The sequence below is a fragment of the Streptosporangium amethystogenes subsp. fukuiense genome (assembly GCF_042665875.1).
GTDB lineage: Bacteria > Actinomycetota > Actinomycetes > Streptosporangiales > Streptosporangiaceae > Streptosporangium > Streptosporangium fukuiense.
Window position 1 is genome coordinate 4,389,918 of record NZ_JBHTEE010000001.1, and the last position, 16,812, is coordinate 4,406,729.

At 70.1% G+C, this 16,812-nt stretch carries 15 protein-coding genes; 4 read left to right on the plus strand and 11 right to left on the minus strand.

What is annotated here, in order from left to right:
* Positions 1–58: 58 nt before the first annotated feature.
* Genes ACFQVD_RS18555 through ACFQVD_RS18590 form a run of 8 tightly spaced genes read right to left on the minus strand, consistent with a single transcriptional unit; the run spans position 59 to position 12,316 of the window.
* Positions 59–1,303: an amidohydrolase family protein gene (locus ACFQVD_RS18555; RefSeq protein ID WP_343964130.1), complete on the minus strand. Its 1,245-nt coding sequence runs from the start codon at positions 1,301–1,303 to the stop codon at positions 59–61.
* The gene (locus ACFQVD_RS18560) at positions 1,300–3,000 is read right to left on the minus strand and encodes a hydantoinase B/oxoprolinase family protein (protein WP_386368577.1); all 1,701 of its coding nucleotides are present in this window, start codon (positions 2,998–3,000) and stop codon (positions 1,300–1,302) included. Before ACFQVD_RS18560 ends, ACFQVD_RS18555 begins: the two co-directional genes overlap by 4 nt.
* Positions 3,001–3,016: 16 nt before the next feature.
* Positions 3,017–4,693, minus strand: a complete 1,677-nt coding sequence (locus ACFQVD_RS18565) for a hydantoinase B/oxoprolinase family protein (RefSeq protein WP_343964666.1) — start codon at positions 4,691–4,693, stop codon at positions 3,017–3,019.
* The gene (locus ACFQVD_RS18570; protein ID WP_343964665.1) at positions 4,690–6,747 is read right to left on the minus strand and encodes a hydantoinase/oxoprolinase family protein; all 2,058 of its coding nucleotides are present in this window, start codon (positions 6,745–6,747) and stop codon (positions 4,690–4,692) included. Before ACFQVD_RS18570 ends, ACFQVD_RS18565 begins: the two co-directional genes overlap by 4 nt.
* A gap of 8 nt (positions 6,748–6,755) precedes the next feature.
* Positions 6,756–8,768 carry an ABC transporter ATP-binding protein gene (locus tag ACFQVD_RS18575; protein ID WP_343964663.1) on the minus strand — a complete coding sequence of 671 codons (2,013 nt, stop codon included), beginning with the start codon at positions 8,766–8,768 and terminating at the stop codon, positions 6,756–6,758.
* A gap of 6 nt (positions 8,769–8,774) precedes the next feature.
* Positions 8,775–9,626: an ABC transporter permease gene (locus ACFQVD_RS18580; RefSeq protein ID WP_343964661.1), complete on the minus strand. Its 852-nt coding sequence runs from the start codon at positions 9,624–9,626 to the stop codon at positions 8,775–8,777.
* Positions 9,626–10,636, minus strand: a complete 1,011-nt coding sequence (locus ACFQVD_RS18585) for an ABC transporter permease (protein ID WP_343964659.1) — start codon at positions 10,634–10,636, stop codon at positions 9,626–9,628. Before ACFQVD_RS18585 ends, ACFQVD_RS18580 begins: the two co-directional genes overlap by 1 nt.
* A gap of 3 nt (positions 10,637–10,639) precedes the next feature.
* The gene (locus tag ACFQVD_RS18590) at positions 10,640–12,316 is read right to left on the minus strand and encodes an ABC transporter substrate-binding protein (RefSeq protein WP_343964657.1); all 1,677 of its coding nucleotides are present in this window, start codon (positions 12,314–12,316) and stop codon (positions 10,640–10,642) included.
* A 344-nt stretch (positions 12,317–12,660) separates the two neighbouring features.
* Between ACFQVD_RS18590 and ACFQVD_RS18595 the strand changes: the two genes are divergently transcribed.
* Together ACFQVD_RS18595 and ACFQVD_RS18600 are read left to right on the plus strand one after the other, a co-directional pair.
* On the plus strand, positions 12,661–12,894 hold the full coding sequence (locus tag ACFQVD_RS18595) for a type II toxin-antitoxin system CcdA family antitoxin (RefSeq protein WP_343964655.1): 234 nt from the start codon (positions 12,661–12,663) through the stop codon (positions 12,892–12,894).
* A gap of 15 nt (positions 12,895–12,909) precedes the next feature.
* Positions 12,910–13,308 carry a hypothetical protein gene (locus ACFQVD_RS18600; protein WP_343964653.1) on the plus strand — a complete coding sequence of 133 codons (399 nt, stop codon included), beginning with the start codon at positions 12,910–12,912 and terminating at the stop codon, positions 13,306–13,308.
* Here ACFQVD_RS18600 and ACFQVD_RS18605 read toward each other — a convergent pair.
* Positions 13,220–13,546 (minus strand): Scr1 family TA system antitoxin-like transcriptional regulator, encoded by a 327-nt coding sequence (locus tag ACFQVD_RS18605; RefSeq protein ID WP_364155266.1) that lies wholly within the window; start codon positions 13,544–13,546, stop codon positions 13,220–13,222. The genes ACFQVD_RS18600 and ACFQVD_RS18605 overlap by 89 nt on opposite strands.
* A 138-nt stretch (positions 13,547–13,684) precedes the next feature.
* Here ACFQVD_RS18605 and ACFQVD_RS18610 point away from each other — a divergent pair, with 138 nt between their 5' ends.
* Positions 13,685–14,323 carry a hypothetical protein gene (locus tag ACFQVD_RS18610; RefSeq protein ID WP_386271625.1) on the plus strand — a complete coding sequence of 213 codons (639 nt, stop codon included), beginning with the start codon at positions 13,685–13,687 and terminating at the stop codon, positions 14,321–14,323.
* Positions 14,324–14,348: 25 nt separating this feature from the next.
* Here ACFQVD_RS18610 and ACFQVD_RS18615 read toward each other — a convergent pair whose 3' ends face one another.
* Complete coding sequence (locus ACFQVD_RS18615) at positions 14,349–14,711, minus strand: hypothetical protein (protein WP_343964647.1); 363 nt, start codon at positions 14,709–14,711, stop codon at positions 14,349–14,351.
* A gap of 127 nt (positions 14,712–14,838) precedes the next feature.
* On the opposite strand from ACFQVD_RS18615, the gene ACFQVD_RS18620 reads away from it, so the two are divergent.
* Positions 14,839–15,963, plus strand: a complete 1,125-nt coding sequence (locus ACFQVD_RS18620) for a transposase domain-containing protein (RefSeq protein WP_343964645.1) — start codon at positions 14,839–14,841, stop codon at positions 15,961–15,963.
* On the opposite strand, the gene ACFQVD_RS18625 is transcribed toward ACFQVD_RS18620, so the two are convergent.
* Positions 15,950–16,648: a hypothetical protein gene (locus tag ACFQVD_RS18625; protein WP_343964643.1), complete on the minus strand. Its 699-nt coding sequence runs from the start codon at positions 16,646–16,648 to the stop codon at positions 15,950–15,952. The genes ACFQVD_RS18620 and ACFQVD_RS18625 overlap by 14 nt on opposite strands.
* Between the last annotated feature and the right edge of the window lie 164 nt (positions 16,649–16,812).

Below are 16,812 nucleotides of genomic sequence, written 5' to 3' on the forward strand. Positions count from 1 at the left end.
GCCGTTCACCAGTACCTCACCCAGATGTCCCGGTCTTCAGACCCCGGGAAAATCGCGTTCACTGCTTCTCCCATCCCGACCGGTCGTCGCGGACGACCCGGCCGCCCTTCATCACCCAGCGGACCCCCCGGAAGGCCGAGGTGTCCGTGAGCGGGTCCGCGTCCATGGCGATGAGGTCCGCGTACTTGCCGACCTCGACGGTGCCGAGGTCGGCGTCGGCGCCGAGCCAGCGCACCGGGCCGAGCGTGCCCGCGTAGAGCGCTCCCGCCGGGCCGAGACCTCCCTCGGACATGCACTCCAGCTCGCGTACCGAGGCGTTGGTCCCCTCGAAGTCCCAGAACGGCGGCATGTCGCTGCCCAGCAGGACGTCCACCCCGGCGTCGAGGGCCATGGCGTAGCTCTCCAGATGCCGGGGGCCCGCGCCGAGCGAGCGGCACTGCATCCACTCCGGCACCCCGAGTTCGTCGAAGAACTCCTTGCAGCGGGTGACGAGCAGCGTCGGCACCAGGGCGGTGCCGCGCTCGGCCATTCTCTTCGCGACCTCGGGGGTGAGCTGGTAGCCGTGCTCCACGCAGTCGAGGCCCAGCTCGACGGCCTCGGCGATGACCGCCGCCGGCCCCGCGTGCGCGGTGACCTTCCGGCCCCAGGCGTGCGCGGTCTGCAGCGCCGCCGCCATCTCGTCGGAGAACAGCTGAGGGGTGTCGATGCTCTCGTGCTCTCCGGCGATACCGCCGGAGATCATGATCTTGATGAGGTCGGCACCCGCCTTGACCTGGGTGCGCACCCCGCGCCGGAACCCGTCGACTCCGTCGCACTCCATGGTGTCGTTCGCCTCGTGGCCGTGGCCGCCGGTGCAGACCAGGGCCTGGCCCGCCGTGAAGATGCGCGGCCCGGTCGCCCTGCCCGACTCGATGGCCCGGCGCAGCGCGAAGTCGGCGTGGTCCTTCTCGGCCACGCACCGCACCGTGGTGACCCCGCACCGCAGGGTACGACGGGCACCGTCGGCCATGTAGAGGACGAGTTCGTGCGCCGTCATGTTCTTGACGTTGTCGCCGCCCTGGCCGGGCAGCGACAGGGACAGGTGGGTGTGCATGTTGACCAGGCCGGGGGTGAGGTACGCGCCGTCGAGATCGAGCCGCTGGGCCTCCCCCACCCGTTCCAGGACCTGCTCGCGGGGACCCACGGCCGCGATCCGGTCGTCCCGGATCCACACCGCCGCGTCCGCGATCCGCCCCTCGGCGCTCTTCGAGGCGCCGGCGCGGGCGTCGGTTACCGTGCAGTTGACAATGACCACGTCGTTCATCGGACGGCCTCGATCCCGTAGATCCTGCGGGCGGCGTCGGGAGAGACATAGCCCTCGGCGACGTCGCGGCGGACCAGTTCCGGGTCGCGCTCGCACGGATCCCCGTGCCCGCCGCCCCCCGCGGTCAGCAACCTGATCCGGTCACCGACCCGCACCCTGGTCCGCCTGGTACTGACCCGATGCTCGCGCTCGGTGTCGGGGAAGATCACCACCTGGTTGGGCTCGGGCTCCAGCCCGCCCTCCAGCGCCCACGGCCGCGACCGCGTCTTCTTGATGACCGACAGGAACTCCCCCGGGGTCACGAACCGGATGTCCCTTCGCAACCCCACCCCACCGCGGAACCGCCCGGCACCACCGGAATCCTCGCGCATCTCGACGCGCTCGAAGAACATCCCGGTCTTGGCCTCCAGGACCTCGACGGGGGTGTTGCGGGCCTGGGTCTGGCACAGGTGGTTGGCGGCGTTCATGCCGTCGTGGGAGGGGGTGGCGCCCCAGCCGACCGGGTCGTTGTTGCTGACCGCGAACATCTGCCCGGTCTCCGGGTGGACCCCGACCATCATGAACCCCGGCACGTCCCCTCCGGAGGAGGCGGGCAGCCTGTCCGGCATGCCCTGCGCCAGCGCCTTGTAGATCAGTTCCAGGGCGACGGTCCCCGTCCACTGGGTGAAGGTCGCCGCCGGGTAGACGGCGTGGAAGAGCGTTCCAGGCTCGGCCCGCACCCGCAGGGGGGCGAAGTGCCCGGCGTTGGTCTGCTCCCCCGGGGTGGTGATCGCCTTGAACGCGACCCGGCAGGTCGCGATGGTCGCGCCGAACGGGAGGTTGACCGGCCCGGCGGTCGCGCCGGACGATCCGTCGAAGTCGACGGTGAAGGTGCCGTCGGCGACGGTGACGGTGACCCGCATCCGGATCGGGTCCTCGGTGATGCCGTCGTCGTCCAGCCAGTCGACCGCGGTCCACGACCCCTGCGGGAGGCGGGCGACGGCCTCGGCCGCGGACTGGGCGGCCGCCTCGACCACGGTCTCGACGACGGACTCGACGACCGCCGTGCCGTAGCGGGCGTACAGCTCCTGGAGCCGGCGCTCTCCGGTGCGCAACGCGGCGACCTGCGCGTTCAGATCACCGATCACCAGATCCGGCATCCGCGAGTTGAACCGGATCAACTCGATGATCTCCCGGTTCGGCTCACCCCCCGAGAACACCTTCGTCCCGGGAAAGATCATCCCCTCCTGATGCATGTCCGTGGAATCCAGCACATACCCCGGATCCTTGGCCCCCAGATCCATCCAGTGAGCCCGCACACACAGGAAACCCACCAACTCGGAGGCCAGGAACACCGGCGAGAACAACGTCGCGTCATAGGCGTGAGCCGCGTTCCAGTACGGATAGTTCAGCAGCACCACATCACCCGGACGCAGGTTCTCCCGCCCCACGTACTCCACACCCTTGCGGATGGAGTAGTCGTTGGCGCCGAGGAAGCGGCTCAGCCCCGTCGACTCGGCGACCAGGCGCAGGCCGGAGTCGTAGACGGAGATGCCGAAGTCGAAGACCTCGTAGATGACCGGGTTGAAGGCGGTACGCACGAGCGTGGCCCGCATCTCCTCGGCGGCCGAGGCGAGATGGCTGCGCACCACCTCGACCGTCGCGCCGTCCACCCGCGGCAGAGCCGTGCCGGGCGGCTCGGACACCGTCTCAGACACCGTCTCAGACATCGTCTCAGACACCGTCGATCCCGTAGATCCTGCGGGCGGCGTCGGGAGAGACATAGCCCTCGGCGACGTCGCGGCGGACCAGTTCCGGGTCGCGCTCGCACGGATCCCCGTGCCCGCCGCCTCCCGCGGTCAGCAACCTGATCCGGTCACCGACCCGCACCCTGGTCCGCTTGGTACTGACCCGATGCTCGCGCTCGGTGTCGGGGAAGATCACCACCTGGTTGGGCTCGGGCTCCAGCCCGCCCTCCAGCGCCCACGGCCGCGACCGCGTCTTCTTGATGACCGACAGGAACTCCCCCGGGGTCACGAACCGGATGTCCCTTCGCAACCCCACCCCACCGCGGAACCGCCCGGCACCACCGGAATCCTCGCGCATCTCCATCCGCTCGAAGAACATCCCGGTCCGCGCCTCCAGGACCTCGATCGGGGTGATCCTCCCGGTACTGCCCGAGACGTGGGTGGCGGCGTTCATGCCGTCGTGGGAGGGGGTGGCGCCCCAGCCGACCGGGTCGTTGTTGCTGACCGCGAACATCTGCCCGGTCTCCGGGTGGACCCCGACCATCATGAACCCCGGCACGTCCCCTCCGGAGGAGGCGGGCAGCCTGTCCGGCATGCCCTGCGCCAGCGCCTTCAGGATGAGCTCGACCGCGACGATGCCGGTCCACAGGGTGAACGTCGGCTGCGGGTAGACGGCGTGGAAGAGCGTTCCAGGCTCGGCCCGCACCCGCAGGGGCACGGTCGTGCCGAAGTTGGACGGCTCGTCGGGCGAGGTGAGCGACTTGAGGACCACCTTGCAGATCGCCTCGGTGGCGCCGAACGGCATGTTGATGGGACCGGGCGTGGCCGGCGCGGAACCGTCGAAGTCGACGGTGAAGGTGCCGTCGGCGATGGTGACGGTGACCTGCATGCGGACCGGGTCCTCGGTGATGCCGTCGTCGTCGACCCAGTCGACCGCGGTCCACGACCCCTGCGGCAGCTCGGCGAGGGCGGCGCGGGTGCGCGCCTCGCCGTCCTCGATCATCCGCCCGACGGCGGCCTCCACCGTCGGGCGGCCGAACTTCTCCAGGATCTCCAGGAACCGGCGCTCTCCGGTGCGCAACGCGGCGACCTGCGCGTTCAGATCACCGATCACCAGATCCGGCATCCGCGAGTTGAACCGGATCAACTCGATGATCTCCCGGTTCGGCTCACCCCCCGAGAACACCTTCGTCCCGGGAAAGATCATCCCCTCCTGATGCATGTCCGTGGAATCCAGCACATACCCCGGATCCTTGGCCCCCAGATCCATCCAGTGAGCCCGCACACACAGGAAACCCACCAACTCGGAGGCCAGGAACACCGGCGAGAACAACGTCGCGTCATAGGCGTGAGCCGCGTTCCAGTACGGATAGTTCAGCAGCACCACATCACCCGGACGCAGGTTCTCCCGCCCCACGTACTCCACACCCTTGCGCAGTGAGAAGTCGTTGGCGCCGAGGAAGAAGGTGAGCCCGGTGGCCTCGGCGATCAGCCGCAGGTCGGCGTCGTACATCGACATGCCGAAGTCGTGGACCTCGTAGATGACCGGGTTGAACGACGTGCGGATCAGCGTGGCCCGCATCTCCTCCGCCGCGGCGAGCAGGTAGCTGCGCACCACCTCCGCGGTCGCCCCGTCAAGGGTCTTGCCCGGTTGCTCGGTCACGATGCCACCTCCACAAGCCTGACCAGCAGGTAACCGTGCTCGTCGACCTCGACCCGCTGCCCCGAGGGGACCACGGTGGTCGAGGTGCCCTCGTCGATGAGGGCGGGTCCGTCGAACGCGTCGCCCGGCTCCAGCAGCGCCCGGTCGTAGACGGCGAACGACGCCGTGGCGCGGGTACCGAAGTCGTAGGCGTCCCTGCGGGCGAACAGCGCCCGGCCCGCGTCGCCGTCGCCCGGCGGGCGCACCACCAGCTCCGGCCGGTCGGTACGGCCGATGCCGCGCACCCGCAGGTTGAGGATCTGCAGCCGGTTGTCCATGGCGTGGCCGTAGCGCGCCACGTGGGTCTCCTCGAACGCCCGCCTGATCGCGTCCCGGTCGAGGTCGCGGCCCGCGGTGACGATGAGCGAGTGCTCCTGCCCCAGGTAGCGCAGCTCGAACTGGCGCTCAAGGACCATGCGCTCGGCCGGGACCCGCTGCGCCTCCAGGGAGTCGACGGCCTCGGCCTCGATGCCCTTGAAGATCGTCTCCAGCTCGTCGAGGTCGGCGTCGTCCAGGGTGGCCATCACCGTGCGGGAGAAGTCGTCGACGATGTCCGCGCTGAGCATGCCCCAGGCGGAGAAACCGGACGGCGCGAACGGCACGATGACCTCGCCGATGCCCATCTCCGCCGCGAGCAGCGGGGCGAGCAGCGGTCCGGCCCCGCCGAACGCGAGCAACGAGAAGCCCCGGGGGTCGTGCCCCCGCTCGACGGTGATCTGCCGGACCGCGCCGACGGTCTTGGCCAGCAGCACGTCGAAGACGCCCGCCGCGGCGGCCTCCGTGCTCAGCCCGAGGGGCCGGGCCACCTGCTCGTCGAGCGCCGCGCGGGCGGCGTCGGCGTGCAGGTCCATGGTCCCGGCCAGGAAACGGCCCGGGTCCACGTAGCCGAGGACCACCGCCGCGTCGGTGACAGTGGGGCGGGTGCCGCCCCGGCCGTAACACACCGGGCCGGGGTCGGCACCCGCGCTGTGCGGACCCACCTTGAGCAATCCCCTCTCCAACCACGCGATCGAGCCCCCTCCGGCCCCTATCGTGCGGATGTCGTAAGTGGGGATCAGCAGCGGAAAATGCTCCAGCTGCGCCTCGTAGGCGGCCACCGGGGACCCGTGCTCGATCACGCACGCGTCCAGCGAGGTGCCGCCGATGTCGAAGGTGAGCAGGTCCCGGCGGCCGAGGGCGGCGGCGAGGTGCGCCGCGCCGACGATGCCGCCCGCCGGACCCGACAGCACCGTGTGCGTCGGGGAGGTCTTGGCCACCGACGACGTCATGGAACCGCCGCCGGACCTCATGATCAGGAACTGCCCACCGAACCCACGCTCGGCCAGCCCGTGCTCCAGCCTGTCGACGTACCTCTCGAAGATCGGCCGGATGTAGGCGTCGAGGACCGTCGTGCTGGTCCGCTCGTACTCGCGGTACTCCCTGACGATGTCGGTGGAGAGCGAGACCGTCACCTCCGGATACGCCTCGCGGATGATCCGGGCGGCCTGGCGCTCGTGGGAGGGGTCGAGGAAGGAGTGCAGGAAGCAGACGGCGATCGACACCACGCCCTCCTCCTCGACCAGGACCCGGGCCGCCTCCCTGACGCCCTCGGCGTCGAGCTCCTCGACCACGCGGCCCCGGTGGTCGAGCCGTCCCCGTACCCCCGCGGTGTGACGGCGCCGCACGAGGCTCTCGGGGCGCTCGTACTGGAAGTCGTACATGTGGTCGGCGGGCACGTTGCCCCGGCCGATCAGGAAGATGTCGCGGAAGCCGTCGTTGGTGATGATCCCCGTCGGCTCGCCGCGCCGTTCCAGGACCGCGTTGAGACCCAGGGTGGTGCCGTGGATGAACAACTCCACCTCCGACAGGTCGGTGCCGAGCGCGGTGACCGCGTCGAGCACGCCCTCCCAGGGACGGGCCGGGGTGGTCGAGGCCTTCCTGAAACGCACCTCGTGAGTACGGGTGTTCAGCTCCATCGCGTCGACGAAGGTGCCGCCGATGTCGACGGCCAGCCGGATGTGCTTCGGGTCGGGCATTGAGGGTGTCACCTTTCGATCAGCGCGGGGATCTCGGCGGCGCGGCGGCAGGCGACCAGGCTCGCGTGGTACGGGCGGAGCTCCTGCTCCTGCTCGCCGCACTCGTCTGTCGCGAAGGGGCAGCGCGGCGCGAGCGCGCAGCCCCCGGCCGCGTCCGCCTCCTCCAGATCCTTGGTCAACTCGACCTGCGGGCCGCCGTAACCGGAGCCGAGGCTGGGGGCACTGGACAGCAGTGCCCTGGTGTAGGGGTGCCCGGGATTGCCGAAGACCTCTTCCACCGGCCCCTCCTCGACGATCCGTCCCAGGTAGAGCACCACGACGCGGTCGCAGAACCCCCGTACGGTGGCCAGGTCGTGGGAAATGAAGACCGAGCCACGTGAGCTGTCGCCGCTCACCTCGGCGATCACCTTCAGGATCTGCGCCTGTACCGTGACGTCAAGCGCCGAGGTCGGCTCGTCGAAGACGATCAGATCGGGTTCGCCGACGAGCGCGCGGGCGATGCCGACGCGCTGCGCCTGCCCGCCGGACAGCTCGTGCGGGCGCCGCCCCAGGATCGACGGGTCCAGCTCCATCCGCTCCAGGGCGCGGGCGACGCGTGCGGCGCGCTCCGCGGCGGGCACCCCGGCGGCGCGCAGCGGCTCGCCGATCGCGTCCTGCACGGTCCGCCGGGGACTGAGCGACCCGATCGGATCCTGGAAGACCAGCTGGGCGCGGGTGCGCAGCCGGCGCAGCCGGGCGCCGCGCAGCTCGGCCAGGGCGTGACCGGCCACCTCGACCCTGCCCCGCGAGGGCTGCACCAGGCCGAGCATCAGCCTGGCCAGGGTGCTCTTGCCGCAGCCGCTCTCCCCGACGACGCCCAGCCGCTCGCCCGCGGCGACGCTGAGGCTGACCCCGCGCAGGGCGTGGTGACCCCCGCCGCCGAAGCGGCCGCGGTAGACGACGTGCGCGTCCTCGATGCGCAGCACGCTCCCCTTCGCATCGGGCGAGGTGGCCGTACCGGCGGACGGGACCGCTCCCGCGGGCGGGGTCTCCGCCGGAACCGGCGGCTCGGCGGGATCGTCGAGTGGACCCGAGCGGGGGTGGAAGCAGGCGGCGCTCCAGTCCATGGCCAGGGGCCCGGCGACGGGCAGGTCCGCCGTGCACAGTTGCGTCGCGTGCGCGCAGCGCGGCGCGAACGGGCAGGATGACGGCGCCTCGGTCAGCAGCGGCATCGCGCCGGGGGTCGCGGTCACCGGGCGCCCGTCGATGTCGGGCACCGAGCGCAGCAGCGCCCGCGTGTAGGGGTGGGCCGGCTCATGGAGCACCTGCGGGCCGGGGCCGCTCTCCACCACCGTCCCCGCGTAGAGCACCACGACGCGGTCGCAGACCTCCGCGATGGACGCCAGGTCGTGGGAGATCAGCAGCACACCGCGCCGCTCCGCGTTCGCGGCGAGCCGGAACCGGTTGAGGATCTCCCTGGTGAGCGTGACGTCCAGCCCGGTGGTGGGCTCGTCGGCGATCAGCAGGCCGGGCGCGCACCCGGTGGCCAGCGAGATCATGACGCGTTGCGCCATGCCGCCGGAGAGCTCGTGCGGGTAGGCGTCCAGGCGGCGCCTCGGGCTGCGGATGCCGACCGACTCGAACAGCTCGGCGGCGACCTCCCTGGCCGGAGCCGGGGCCAGCGACCGGTGGGTGACCAGCCGGTCGACGAGCTGGCGGCCGACGGTACGGGTGGGGCTGAGCGCGCCGCGCGGGTTCTGGAAGCAGATCGCGGCGCCGTGCCCGCGGAACGCCTCCAGCTCGGCGGCGTCCATTGTCAGCACGTCGGCACCGTCGAACATGACGCGTCCGCTCGTCCGGGAGCCACCGGGCAGCAGGCCCACGATCGAGCGGGCCACCATGCTCTTGCCGCCGCCGCTCTCACCGACCAGGCCGACCACCTCGCCCGGCTCGACGCTCAGGTTCACCCCGCTCAGCGCGGCGACCCGGCGTCCCGGCCGCTGGATCACGACGGAGAGGTCCTCGATCGACAGGAGTGTCATCGTCTGTCACCTCCTTGTGGAGTCGGCGCGTTCCTGCAGGCCCTCACCGAGGAGGCTGAAGCCCAGGACGCAGATCAGCAGGAAGAGGCCGGGCGGGACCGAGGTCCACCACCGGCCCGCGACGACGTCGCCGGAACCGAGGCTGATCATGGCGCCCCACTCCGCGGTGGGCAGCGGCACGCCGAGGCCCAGGAAGGACAGCCCGGCCAGCGTGAGCATCGCCCAGCCGCAGTTCAGCGGAGCGATGACCCGCACCGGCGTCAGGCTGTTGGGCAGTACGTGCCGCCAGAGCACCCCCCAGAAGGAGGAGCCGGAGGTGCGGGACGCCTCCACGAAGGGCAGTTCCCTGATGGATCGCACCTCGGCGCGGACCAGCCGGGCGTAGGCGGGTGCGTTCACCAGGGCGATGACCGCGATCAGGTTCGCCGTACCGCCGCCGAGCAGCGCGGCCACCGCCAGGGCCAGGATGAAGGTGGGGAACGCCTGGAAGACGTCGAGCACCCGCATCAGCACGTCGTCGGCCCAGCCGCCCCGGTATCCGGCGACCAGGCCGACGAGGCTGCCCGCGACCACGGCCAGGGCGACCGCGGCGACGGCGATGCCGACGTCGAGCCGGGCGGCGTGCAGGACCCGGCTCCACACGTCCATGCCGTTGAGGTCGGTGCCCAGCAGGTGTGCGCCACCTGGCGGGGCGAGGGAGGCGAGAGGGTCGATCTCCTCGGGCCCCCAGGAGCTCAGCAGCGGCGCGAACAGGACCGCCACCGCGACCACGGCCAGGATGACGGACCCCACCGTGATCAGGGACGACGCGAAGCGGCGGTCCGCGCCCGCCTCCCGGACTCCCGAAGCCTCGGCCATCAGATCCTCACTCTCGGGTCGAGGATCGCGTGGACGACGTCGGCGATGAGGAAGACCACCACGTAGAACAGCGCGATCACGAGCACCGACGCCTGAACCACCGGGTAGTCCCGGTAGAGCAGGCCGCGCAGCGCCCACTGCCCGAAGCCCTGCCAGGAGAAGACGTACTCCACGAGGACCGTCGAGCCGATGGAGAAGCCGAACACCAGGGCCGCCAGCGCGGGGAGCCGCACCAGCGTGGCCCGCACCAGGTAGCCGCGGAGCAGCAGCCGGTCCTTCAGGCCGTGCGCGGCGGCGGCCGTGTACGCCTCGGAGGCCAGCACCTCAAGCGCGGAGGCCCGGACGCTGCGCAACAGCGGCGCGACGATGACGATGACCAACGTGGCCACCGGCAACGCGAGGTGCTCCAGCGCGGAGACGAACGCCGGGCCGTTGGCGGTCAGCGCCGCGTCGAGCAGGTCGGCACCGGTGATCAGGTTCAGCTCGGTGTCGGGGTCCACCCGGCCGCTGGGGGCCGGGAACCAGCCCAGCACGCTGTAGCCCACCAGGACCAGCACCAGTCCGAGCCAGAACTCCGGTACCGAGTTGCCGATGAGCGCCGCGACGCGGACCGTGTGGTCGCCGAACCGGCCCGCGTGCCTGGCCGACCAGATGCCGAGCACCACCGCCAGCACGAGCGCCACGGCCAGCGCGATCACCACGAGTTCCATGGTCGGCCCGATCCGCAGGGCCATCTCCGAGCCCACCGGGGCACCGCTCTGGATGGAGGTGCCGAAGTCACCGGTGAACAGTCCCCCGACATAGTCGAGGAACTGCTGCCACAGCGGCCGGTCCAGCCCGAACCTGGCCCGCGCCGCGGCGGCGTCCGCCTCCGTGGCGTTGGGGCCGAGGATGGTACGGATCGGGTCACCCGGCAGGACCCTGACGAGCAGGAAGGTCAGCACGACCACCCCGAGGAGCACCGGGACGAGCTGGAGGAGCCGCCTGAGGACGAACCGGATGATACGCATGGATCAGGAGGAGCTGCTCAGGTAGCGCAGCCGGGCCAGGCCGTCCATCGGCTGGACCCACCCCGCCACCTCCTCCCGGACCGGGAGGTTGAAGTTGGGCTGGCAGATGACGACCCATGGCACGTCCTCGGCCAGGATCTCCTGCACGCGCAGCCAGAGCTTGGCACGCTCGGCCGGGTCGACGACGGTGTGGGACTCCTCGAAGATCTTCTCGATCTCGGGGTTGACGTAGTTGGAGTAGTTGAGGCTGGCCCCCTTGGTGAAGCTGGTGCCGAGCATGTACTCCACGTCGTTGACCCAGAGCTGGCCCAGGGTGATCTGCAGGGGGATGTTCTTCTTCGCCCTGCGCTCGCCGAGCGTGGCGGGGTCGAGCGGGGTGAGCTTCAGCTCGATGCCCGCCTTCCTGGCCTCGCTCTGCACGAGCACGGCGATCTGCTGCTGCTCCTCGCTGTCGGTCTGGAAGACCAGCTCGGAGGTGATCGAGGTCTTGCCCGCCGCGGCCAGCGTCTCCTTGGCCTTGGCGACGTCGTAGGCGTAGGGGTAGCCGGTCTCGGAGTAGCCGGGCATGTCCAGCGGGACGACGCTCTTGGCCGCCCGCGCGTCGCCGCCGTAGACGTTGGCGATGATCTGCTCGTACGGCACCGCTTGGGCGAGCGCCCTGCGCACCGCGGGATCGTCGAAGGGGGCGGTGGTCACCGACATCTGGATGGCGAGCTGGTTGTTGCTCGGCGCGGAGATGACCTTGACGCCCTTCGTGGACTTGAGGTCCTTGATGTCGCGCTGGCCGATGCCGAAGGCGACGTCGATGTCGCCGTTCTGCAGCTGCAGGCGCTGGTTGGAGGCCGCGGGCACCACGCTCAGCCTGATCTCGGAGCTCTTGGCACCGTCGGTGCCCGGGTAGCCGGCGTTGGCGGTGAGCACGATCTCCTGGCCCTGGACCGCCTTCTCCACGTTGAAGTAGCCGCCGGTCGGGGGGTTCTTGGCGAACCACTCCTTGGCCCAGGGGTCGGCGTCGGTGGCGTGCTTCTTCGCCTCCTCCGAGTCGAAGACGTACAGCGAGATGGCCTGGATCTGCCGGGTCAGCGCGCTGGGGAATGCCTGGGTGAAGGTCACCGTGTAGTCGTCGACCACCTCGATCTGGTCGGCCTTGGTGAGCCCGATCAGCCGGTAGACGCCGGCGACGTTGGCCTTCGCGGCGAACGCGCGGTCCTTGGACCACTTGACGTCCTTGGCGGTCATCTCGTTGCCGCTGGCGAACTTGACGCCCTTGCGCAGCTTGAGGGTCCAGACCTTGTTGTCGGCGTCGGGCTCGAAGGACTCGGCGAAGGTGGGGGCGATGGCCTCGGTGTCGAGGATCTGGCCGTCGCCGACCGAGGCGACCCCATAGTCGATCATGTAGGGGAAGACGTTCTTGTAGAGCATCAGGGCGGTCAGGTCGAACCCGACGAAGTCCTGGTCCCAGCTGCTCAGATAGCTGCTCACCGCGATCCGCAACTTCGAGGCGGCCGGGGCCCCGCCGGGGGCGGTGCTCGCCGCGGGCGCGGTGGATCCGTCGCCACCCGTGGTGCCGGCGGCGCACCCGGTCGCCAGGAGGAGGGCGACCCCGCTGCCGAGCTGCAGGACCGAGCGGCGGGACAGCGCCGGGGATCCCGGACCGTTGGGACGAGAGAAGCCGGGCACGGCAGTCCTCCAGGGGGCCACGAGGGATAGGCCGCGAGGGAGACGGTCCACCCGACCTACATGTGGCATTTGTTCTATCAGACCTGAGTTTGGTGAACAAGTGATCAATCTCTGTTCACGAACGAGGCCGGTGCTTAAAAAGCGGCAGGACAGCATGGAGATCATGCCCAACAGGCATGTTCACTGAATTTCACAAGACCGTCGCCCGCATGTGACCGATATCCCGTACCGTATCGGCAGAATCGCCTCCGCCCGGCGGCCCGGCCCGGAGCGGTGACAGGACCACTTTCCGCCCGGCACCTCGGCCAGCGGAAAAGATCTTAGTGCGGTACTACCGTGTCACCATGGCCACACCGGAGACCATCAGCGTGACCGTCGATCGCAATCTGCTCGATCACGCCAGGCAGCGGGTCGGCACCGGCTCACTGTCCGCCTACGTCAACGAGGCCCTCGCCCTGAAAGTCCAGCGGGAGCGCCATCGCCGCGCACTCTGGAACGCGAAGGCCGCTGACGCCGACCCCGATCGCGTGGCCCGCATGATGGCCCATGTCGAGAGCCAGGGCGAGCCCGACCGGTGACCGGCCCCCTACCTCTTGGACACGAGCGTCCTGACGGAGATCGCCCGCGGCGACAGCGATCTGATCGGACTCGTTCAGCGTTACGACGCCCAGGAACAACCGATGGTCATCCCGGCACTGGCGATCACCGGAGCCTCGCTCGACGTTCGAAGCGAAGAAGGCGACGATCTGCTGGGAGGACTCGACCTCTTCGACCAGGTGACGATCGCACCACTGGCCGGCACCGATCAGGCCCTGGCCCTGGCCTCCATGATCTCCAGAACAGGGCTCACCCCCTGGGACGCGCACGTGGCAGCCATAGCCGACGTGGCCGTACTCCCGATCCTCACTCTCGACCGGACCAAATGGGAAGAGCCCTCCCGCACCCTCGACGAGCCACTACACATCCGGGAGATCGCCGACCCCGACCAATAAAGGAGAAAGACTCCTCGACCTCGTATGCGGTCGCGCGAAGGTGATCAAATGCAATGGAGCGTGCGTACTCGTCCGTTTGGAGCATCCCGGGAATGATCTGCGCCGAGAAGCCGCGAATTGACGCGGCTTCGGCTTCGGGGGCGATGTAGGAGGCGAGTTCGGTGGGCAGGGTGTCGCCGCAGGCGTCCCACCATCCTTTGCGGCGTGCGTTGCGGTTGCCTACTTGATGGCGGTGCACCAAGTGAGAGCCCCAGGGCGGCTACACCTGCGCGCTCCAGCTGCGTGAGGCTCTCACGGTGAGGCAGACCGGCGCCCCGGGTGACAGGTTGGTGGCCGGTCAGGCGGTCGAAGGTGGAAACGACGTACAGGAGGCGCAGTGGCTGATCAGTCTGTGGCGGGCGTGGAGGCGTCTGGAGCCGATGCCCGAACTGGCCTGAACGGGTTCGCGTGGGCCGTGACGGAGGTGTTCGCGCCGCAGCATCTGATGCTGAGCCTGCCGCCGGTGGTCGGCGGGCTGGCGGCCGGTTGGGCGGGTGCGGCGTGGGGTGCAGCGGTCTCGGCGGTGTGCGGCGGGGTGCCAGCCACGGTGATTGCGGTCGGTGTGCGGCGGGGCCGGTTGGACTCGCGGCACATAGTGGAGCGGTCGAGCCGATTCAAGCCGATGCTGGCGGCATTGGCCGCCGTGGTCGTGACGCTGCTGGTGTTGCTGGTGGCCGAGGGGGATCCGGCCGAGCTGACGGCGATGGTCGTGGTGATGCTGGGCTGGCTGGCGGTGCTGGGCCCGATCACCTTGGTGTGGAAGATCTCGTTTCACACGAGCACGGCCGCCGGGGTCGCGGTCGTGCTGGCGTACGTGCTCTCGGCCGCGGTGACGCTCACGGTGGGTGCGGCGCTGGTGGCGGTGATCGGGTGGGCGCGGGTGCGGATTTCTCACCACACGCTCGCCCAAGCCGTCGCGGGCGCGGCAGCCGGGGCGGCCGTGGCGTGGGCGGTGTTCACCGCCATGGGCGTGTGAGGGGTTCAACAACGGGCGGGGGCACTCAGGTCTGGGGGATGAGTGCCTTCGCCTGCTCACGTTCGGCGCGGATCATGTCGAGGGGGCGCATGTCGAGCACCTTTTGCATAGCGGTGACGTTCTCGGCGGCCAGCATGTAGGCCGCTCCTCGCTGAGATTCTCGCTGAGACTCCTGCTGAGGTCGGCGCGCTTCGGCCAGGAGCCTGGAGGTGCGGGCCTGAGAGGGCATGCGCGCCAGGGTCTCGCGGGCGTCTCCGACAAGCTGGTCGGAGGCGAGGACGGCCTGTTCGTGGGCGTGGACATCGGCGGGGTCGGGGGTGGAGACCGGCCACCCGCCCTTGCGGTGGTTCTTCGGCCTGACGCTGCACGTGAGGTCTACATCCGGCATGCAGCAACCGGCTACGGCACTCACCTCGTGCGCATTTTTTGAGCTGATTTAGATAGGTTTGTATAGGAAATAAAGCGTTTGACCGCCTAGGGCTTGACAGCGAGTGCACAAGGGCATGACTAGGCGAGTGAAGACTGAGCCGGTCCATGGGCGGCTGGCCGATCATCTGGCGATCGGGATCCTCACCTCCGCCTTCCCCGTACCGCTCCTCGACGAGGTCGTGCTGGCCAGCGGCTGCGCCGACCAGCGGCGGCGGGCACTGCCCGCCCGCCTGACGATCTACTACGTGCTGGCCCTGTGCATGTTCCCTGACCGGAACTACGACGAGGTCATGCGCCTGCTGCTGAACGGCCTGTCGTGGCGTTCGCACTGGGCCAAGAGCTGGGAGGTGCCCAGCGTGTCGGCGATCAGCCGGGCCCGCGCGCGGCTCGGCGCGGAGCCGCTGCGGGTGCTGTTCCGCCGGGTGGCCGTGCCGCTGCCGGAGCCCGGGGCCACCGGGTCGCGGCTGGCCGGACTGCGGGCGGTGATGATGGACGGCACCACGCTGACCGTCCCGGAGACCCGCGACAACGCGGCGTTCGGCTACCCGGACGAGAGCGCCCGCCTGCCGTGCGTCCGGGTGGTGGCCGTGGTCGACGGCGGGACGCACGCGCTGATCGACGCGACCATCGGCGGCTCGGGGGCGGGGCGGCAGGCGCTCGCGCCGAGGCTGCTGCGCCGCCTGGAGCCCGGCGTGCTGCTGCTCGCCGGTCCGGGGGCGAGAGGGGCCGAGCTGTGGCGGAAGGCGGCGGGAACCGGCACGCACCTGCTGTGGCGGACCGGCGAAGCGGGCGGGTTCCCCGTGGCGCGCCGTCTCGGCGACGGGTCGTTCCTGTCCAGGCCGCCCGGCTGGGCGGACGCCCTGCTGCGGGTCATCCCGCTGCCCGGCACGGAACGGCTGGTCACCACGCTGCTCGACCCGGGACGGGCCCCGGCGCCGGAGCTGGTGGCGCGGTACGCGGAGCGCTGGGTCATGGACGGCGCGCTGGCCTGGCTGCGATCCGACCGGAGCGGCGCGACGGTCACGCTCCGTTCCAGGACCCCCGAGACGGTGGCCCAGGAGATCTGGGCGCTGCTCTGCGTCTACCAGGCGGTACGAGCCCTGACCTGCCGGGGGGCCGGCCGCGCACGGGTGCGGCCCGCCTCCCGGATGCGTACCGGAAGGCGGGCCGAGGGTGTTCTCAGGGGCGAGGGCGTTCTCAGGGGCTGGTGAGGTACAGCTTCTGGTCGAAGACACCGGAGTTGGCGACGGTCTCCCCCATGAGCTGGAAGGTGGCGGTGTAGTTGGCCGTGCCGGGGCACAGGATGCTGCCGCTGTCCTTGGTGAGGGCGTAGTTGGTGGCCTTGGCCTGGGCCTGGGCGATCGCCGGCTTCGGGCGGCTGGCGTTGTCGGGGTTGAAGGTGTCCAGGGCGATGCTGTTACCGGCGCCGGAGCCCCGGTAGACACAGCTGATGGTGCCGAACCAGCCGGTGGACACCGAGGAGACCTTGACGCCCTTCAGGGTCACGATGCCGTCCCGCCCGGGGATCACCCTGTTGTAGACGACGCTGCCGCCGGTCCAGGTGGAGACCCCTACCGGGGACACGGTGGAGGAGCCTCCGGCGCTGTTCGGGCAGGCCGGGCCGGGAGTGTTGCTGAAGTTGAAGACCGCGATGTCCAGCGCGGTGCCGTCCGACTGGACCGTCCCGTCGATGTTGCCCGTGTTGCAGGTGGCGGTGGCGAGCGTGGTCGAGACCGACACCGGATCGATGAGCGTGGCCCGGATCTTGCCCGAATAGGCGGCGCCCATGTCGGTGTCCCGGTGGATCGTGGTGCCGGCCGCCGAGGCGGGAAGCGGGGCGAGAACGAGTGCCGCCATGGCGACGGCGGCGACGGCGAGGTTTCGGATGCGTTTCATCGGCCACTCCCTTGTAATGTGCCGGACATCGTGAGGGTAGATAGCCGCATATACACCGTCAATATCAATCACCCAAACACCGCGATCGGAGCCGAATATCACCTCCTAAGTCAATTGAAGCACCGTTGACATAAGCGCTTCGCCATTGAATGAATCGATCGGCG

What these genes read in the sequence shown, in the direction of transcription:
- ACFQVD_RS18570 (WP_343964665.1), bottom strand. Translation starts at nt 6,747, where the DNA reads ATGCCCGACCCGAAGCACATCCGGCTGGCCGTCGACATCGGCGGCACC.
- ACFQVD_RS18625 (WP_343964643.1), bottom strand. Translation starts at nt 16,648, where the DNA reads ATGAAACGCATCCGAAACCTCGCCGTCGCCGCCGTCGCCATGGCGGCA.
- ACFQVD_RS18575 (WP_343964663.1), bottom strand. Translation starts at nt 8,768, where the DNA reads ATGACACTCCTGTCGATCGAGGACCTCTCCGTCGTGATCCAGCGGCCG.
- ACFQVD_RS18585 (WP_343964659.1), bottom strand. Translation starts at nt 10,636, where the DNA reads ATGCGTATCATCCGGTTCGTCCTCAGGCGGCTCCTCCAGCTCGTCCCG.
- ACFQVD_RS18580 (WP_343964661.1), bottom strand. Translation starts at nt 9,626, where the DNA reads ATGGCCGAGGCTTCGGGAGTCCGGGAGGCGGGCGCGGACCGCCGCTTC.
- ACFQVD_RS18595 (WP_343964655.1), top strand. Translation starts at nt 12,661, where the DNA reads ATGGCCACACCGGAGACCATCAGCGTGACCGTCGATCGCAATCTGCTC.
- ACFQVD_RS18555 (WP_343964130.1), bottom strand. Translation starts at nt 1,303, where the DNA reads ATGAACGACGTGGTCATTGTCAACTGCACGGTAACCGACGCCCGCGCC.
- ACFQVD_RS18615 (WP_343964647.1), bottom strand. Translation starts at nt 14,711, where the DNA reads ATGCCGGATGTAGACCTCACGTGCAGCGTCAGGCCGAAGAACCACCGC.